This window comes from Natrinema soli (assembly GCF_028618695.1).
The window spans coordinates 1-4852 of sequence record NZ_JAQIVI010000268.1 but is presented as its reverse complement, the minus strand read 5'-3'; the positions used below and the strand labels follow the sequence as shown (position 1 = coordinate 4852).

At 65.8% G+C, this 4852-nt stretch carries 5 protein-coding genes and 1 pseudogene; 5 read left to right on the top strand and 1 reads right to left on the bottom strand.

Annotation, left to right across the window (positions count from 1 at the left end; all coding sequences use genetic code 11):
* The coding region (locus tag PGX04_RS16575; RefSeq protein WP_273739524.1) for a M20/M25/M40 family metallo-hydrolase at positions 1-480 on the top strand (480 nt) is incomplete at its 5' end.
* Positions 481-603: 123 nt separating this feature from the next.
* Here PGX04_RS16575 and PGX04_RS16570 read toward each other — a convergent pair.
* Complete coding sequence (locus PGX04_RS16570) at positions 604-972, bottom strand: hypothetical protein (protein ID WP_273739523.1); 369 nt, start codon at positions 970-972, stop codon at positions 604-606.
* A gap of 238 nt (positions 973-1210) precedes the next feature.
* On the opposite strand from PGX04_RS16570, the gene PGX04_RS16565 reads away from it, so the two are divergent.
* From PGX04_RS16565 to PGX04_RS16550, 4 genes and pseudogenes are all read left to right on the top strand, one after another.
* Positions 1211-2782 (top strand): carboxypeptidase M32, encoded by a 1572-nt coding sequence (locus PGX04_RS16565; RefSeq protein WP_273739522.1) that lies wholly within the window; start codon positions 1211-1213, stop codon positions 2780-2782.
* A gap of 91 nt (positions 2783-2873) precedes the next feature.
* The gene (locus tag PGX04_RS16560; protein WP_273739521.1) at positions 2874-3617 is read left to right on the top strand and encodes an SDR family oxidoreductase; all 744 of its coding nucleotides are present in this window, start codon (positions 2874-2876) and stop codon (positions 3615-3617) included.
* Positions 3618-3716: 99 nt separating this feature from the next.
* Entirely contained in the window at positions 3717-4238 is a 522-nt protein-coding gene (locus PGX04_RS16555; RefSeq protein WP_273739520.1) for a hypothetical protein, read from the top strand.
* Positions 4239-4676: 438 nt separating this feature from the next.
* Positions 4677-4852: pseudogene (locus tag PGX04_RS16550) on the top strand (tRNA pseudouridine(38-40) synthase TruA); the annotation flags it as partial.

Sequence of the window (4852 nt, the reverse complement as noted above, 5' to 3'; positions counted from 1 at the left end):
GTCCGCGACCTCGAGCCCCCGTCGGTCGACGCGGCGGGCGACACGCTCGAGGGCCGGCTCACCGTCACCGAGATCGAGGGCGGATCGGCGATGAACGTCGTTCCGGCCCGCTGCGAGTTTACCGTCGACGAGCGCACGGTGCCGGGCGAACGCGCAGCGCTCGAGCGGGTCGCAGACCTCGAAGGAGTCGAGTGGACGGTCGATCAGGATCTGCCGCCGATGCGCTGTACCGACGCGGCGTTCGCCGACGCGGTTCTGGCGACCGCAACTGACGCGCAGGACGGCGAACCCGAACTCGTGACGAAACCGCACGCGACCGACGCGGGCTGGCTCTCGCAGGCCGGCACGGAGTGTCTCATCTGCGGTCCGTCCGAACCCGGCGAAGCCCATACCGACGACGAGAGCGTCTCGATCGCCGTCCTCGAGCGGTGTCTCGAGACTTATCGGCGAACCGCGGATCGATGGCCGCCATCCCGGTGATCTGGTTTTGCTGGCAGTGTTTCGGTAGCGGCGTCGCTATACACCGTCACGGGAGCAGCGTTGCTGCACGCCGTCGCGGTAGCGGCGTCGGCTATTCGATCGTCGAGATTCGATCGTCGATTTTCAGGCCCCCGGGACGCCGACCGCCTCGAAACCGGTGACGCCGAGCACGGCGAGGGCGTAGAGCACGATCAGGACGGTGACCCACGCGACGAGCCCGATCATCGCCGCGGCGGTCCAGTCGCCGGGATACCGCCAGTTGATGACCGCGACGTACGCGAGCAGGGCCAGCAACGGTCCGACGAGCGGTATCCAGCCGACGACGAAACCGACGATCGCCCAGACGACGGCTCCGATCAACGCTGTGACGATGGCGTGATCGTAGTCTCCTCGGCCGACGATGACTCGCGCACCCGCGTAGATGCCGAGCGCACCGATCAGCAGGCTCACGATGAACACGATAGCTGACGCGATTGGTGACGAAACGACCATAGTGAAACGGCGTACGTCAGCTCGGTGGAACAGTCCGCTGCTTGCAAGTTATGCCTGTCTTTCATCGGCTGTCGAGCGCGGCGTGACAGCAGCTTGCAACGCCTTTGCAACGGCGTACTGATCGTCTCGAGTGCCGACAGTTCCCGAGTCGGGTCGTGTAACCGCCGTTCGCGTTCGATCGCTTACGAAGTGACCGGAACCCGGACGTTGATACCGATTCCGAGCGAACGATACGGCTATGGCGACCGATCAGGCTCGGAGCGACGCGAGCGAGGCCGATACGTACGACCAGTTCGAGGACCGCGTCCGACGCATCTCGAACGTGGGCAACGCCGCCGGCATCCTCCGATGGGATCAGGAGGTCGTGATGCCCGACGAGGGGACGCCGGCCCGCGCACAGCAGCTCTCGACGCTGTCCTCTATCAGTCACGAACTCCTGACCGCAGACGAGACCGGTGCGTTGCTCTCGGAACTCGAGTCCGCCGACCTCGAGGACGAGCAGGCCGCGGTCGTCCGCGAGGTTCGTCGCACGTACGATCGCGAGACGAGCGTTCCGGGGGAACTGGTCGAGGAGATTTCGGCGACGGCGTCGAACGCCCATCCCACGTGGAAGCGGGCCCGGGAGGAAGACGACTTCGAGCAGTTCGCGCCGACCTTCGAGAAACTGGTCGAACTCAAGCGCGAGTACGCGAACCACATCGATCCAGACGCCGATCCCTACGCCGTGCTCTTCGCTGACTACGAGCCGTACATCGACCTCGAGACGGCCGAACGGGTCCTCGAGCGCCTGCGCGAGAATCTCGTACCGCTGATCGACGCGATCCAGGAGAGCGAGGCGCAACTCGAGACCGACGCCTTCGCGGGCGAGTTCGACGACGACGATCAGGAGGCGCTCGCACGGGACGTGCTCGACTCGCTGGGCTACGACTGGGACCGCGGCCGACTCGACACGGCACCCCATCCGTTCTCGTCTGGAACGCAGTTCGACGCGCGCGTGACGACCCGTTTCGAGGAGGACGACCTCCTGGGATCGATCACCTCGACGATCCACGAGTTCGGCCACGCGAACTACACGCAGGGCCTCCCCGACGACGGCTACGGTACGCCACTGGGCGAGGCCCGGGACCTCTCGGTCCACGAGTCCCAGTCCCGGCTCTGGGAGAACCACGTCGGCCGCTCCCGTCCCTTCTGGGAGCACTTCCTGCCGATCGCCCGCAAGCGCTTCCCGGAACTCGAGGGCGTCACGCCCGAGGAGGCCTACGAGGCCGCGAATCAGGTCCACGACGATAACCTCATCCGGGTCGAGGCGGACGAACTCACCTACCACCTCCACATCGTCATCCGCTTCGAGATCGAACGCGACCTGATCCGGGGCGACCTCGAGGTCTCGGAGGTCCCCGAGGTCTGGAACGACAAGTACGAGGAGTACCTCGGCGTCCGTCCCGAAACCGACGCGGAGGGCTGCCTGCAGGACATCCACTGGTCTCACGGCGACTTCGGTTACTTCTCGACGTACTCGCTGGGCTCGGTGCTCGCCGCGCAGCTGTACGCCGCCGCCGAGGGGGATCGGGGGTCGTTCGACGACCAGATCCGCGAGGGCGAGTTCGACGAACTCAACGGCTGGCTCCGCGAGCACGTCCACCGCCACGGTAAGCGCTACGTCACGCCGGAGCTGATCGAGCGGGCGACCGGCGAGGGACTGACCGCGGACTACTTCCTCGAGTACGTCACCTCGAAGTACGGCGAACTGTACGACCTCGAGTACGTCACCTCGAAGTACGGCGAACTGTACGACCTCGAGGACGACTGATCGCGCCGTTGCGGACCGCCGTCATCGCTCGTCGATCTCGATCGATCCGCGACCCCCGTTTTTAGGATCGATGCGCACCTAGTCTCGGGCGATGTCCGACACACTCGAGCGGGACGTCGCGATCGTCACGGGCGCGAGTTCGGGAATCGGCGCGGCGACCTGTCGCGAACTCGCCGCCGCGGGAGCGAACGTCGTCCTCGCGGCCCGCAGCGAGGACCGATTGACCGATCTCGCAGCGGACCTCGAGGCGGCCCACGATATCGAGACGCTGGTCGTTCCGACGAACGTTCGCGAGGAGGACGACGTCGACGCGCTCCTCGAGGCGGCCGTCGACCGCTTCGGCGGGATCGACGTGCTGGTGAACAACGCCGGACTGGGCCGCGGGGGCGAGATCGAATCGCTGTCGACCGACGACTACGAGACGATGCAGGAGACCAACGTCGACGGCGTCTTCTACGCGACGCGGGCGGCGATTCCCCACGTCCGCGAGCGCGAGGGACACCTGATCTTCGTCGCCAGTTTCGCCGGCAAGCACCCGCGGCCGTCCAATCCCGTGTACGCTGCGACGAAGTGGTGGGTCCGGGGCTTCGCCAAGAGCCTCGCGGCCCAGGTCGGTGACGAGGACATCGGGATCACGATCGTCAACCCCGCCGAAGTCCGCTCGGAGTTCGGGTCGGCCTACGGCGAGAGTTTCTCCGATCGGTTCGACGAAGGCGAGGTCACCGAACCCGAGGAGGTCGCCGAAGCGATCCGGTTCGCTGCAAGTCGCGGGGGCTCGAGCGTGAGCGAACTCGATATCAACCGGCGGGACAAGTTCGCGGATACCTTCCACTGACGGGAGCGGAACGGGCAGCCCAAATCCACTGCGACCCTATAAAACGAGGCTGGGAGTGCCGGGTCGGGACTCACCCGTCCCCGGCACCCTACCACGAGTATGCGACTCTCCATTCCGAGCGTTCCGGGCGTCTACTTCGACACCGACGGCGAATCGACGGCGAAGACCATCGCGCTGAGCGCCGCCGGCCGACGAGCACCGAAACCGCAGGGCTACGCCCTCCAGGCCCTTCCCTACATCTGGTCGTTCGACGTCGACCTCCGCGAGGTGCCGACCGATCATCCGATCCAGTACCTTCATCCGGAAGGGGCACGGAGTCTGGGCGACCTCTCCCGGCAGCGCGGCGTCCGCGAGGTCGGGACCGAACTCGAGTCCGTCCTGCGGTTCGTCTGGTCGGTCAATCAGGTAGTGGAGTCGGCGACGGGGCAGTTACTGGGGATGTCCTCGGACGACGACAGCGTTACCATCGAGGTCCAGGACGGGGCCATCAGCGCCGACGGCTCGGCGCTCGAGACCGATGCCTTCGACCTCGACGATTCAGATATCGGCGAGTCCGGTACCGACGAGTTCGACGTTCACGAGCCCGACCACGACCGGTTCGATCCCGACGACGATCTGTGAGTCGTTGGCAGGACCGTCATCGAATCGGTTTTCTGATTCGATTAGTTTCGACACGCTTCGGTAGGCGTGGTAGCCGCTCAGTGGATCTGTGAATGGAACGGTATGTTCTAATGGAATCGTGTGAGACGAAGCGTCCTGCTATCGTGGCAATAGGGAATCGCCACGCCCTCCCCAACCGATTCGCTCGGTCACTGGCTCACGGCCTTCGGCCGTTCGCCTTTCCGCGGCGCTTTGCGCCGCGCTTCCGTTCTCTCGCTCATCCCTCGCACGATTTCGAGCCGCGGTTCATTGGCATTCACCGCGGCCCAGCGCGCGCCACCGCACGCCGGTTGGCTGGTCTGGAGTGAGACGTGGTTCCCCTGTACCGTGCGGTCAGTAGCCTCTCCGAATATGAGCGAACCGTATAACTCGCTGGCCGCGCTGGGTCGACTCGAGACCATGCCCCTTCGCGCGTTCAGAGTCGCCTACGACGGCACGGGCTATCACGGCTTCCAGCGCCAGCCCGACGTCTCGACCGTCGAGGACGCGATCTTCGACGCGCTCCGCGCGCTCGAGGTCCTCGATCCCGACGCCGACAAACCTGCGGGCTACGCCGCCGCCGGCCGCACGGACGC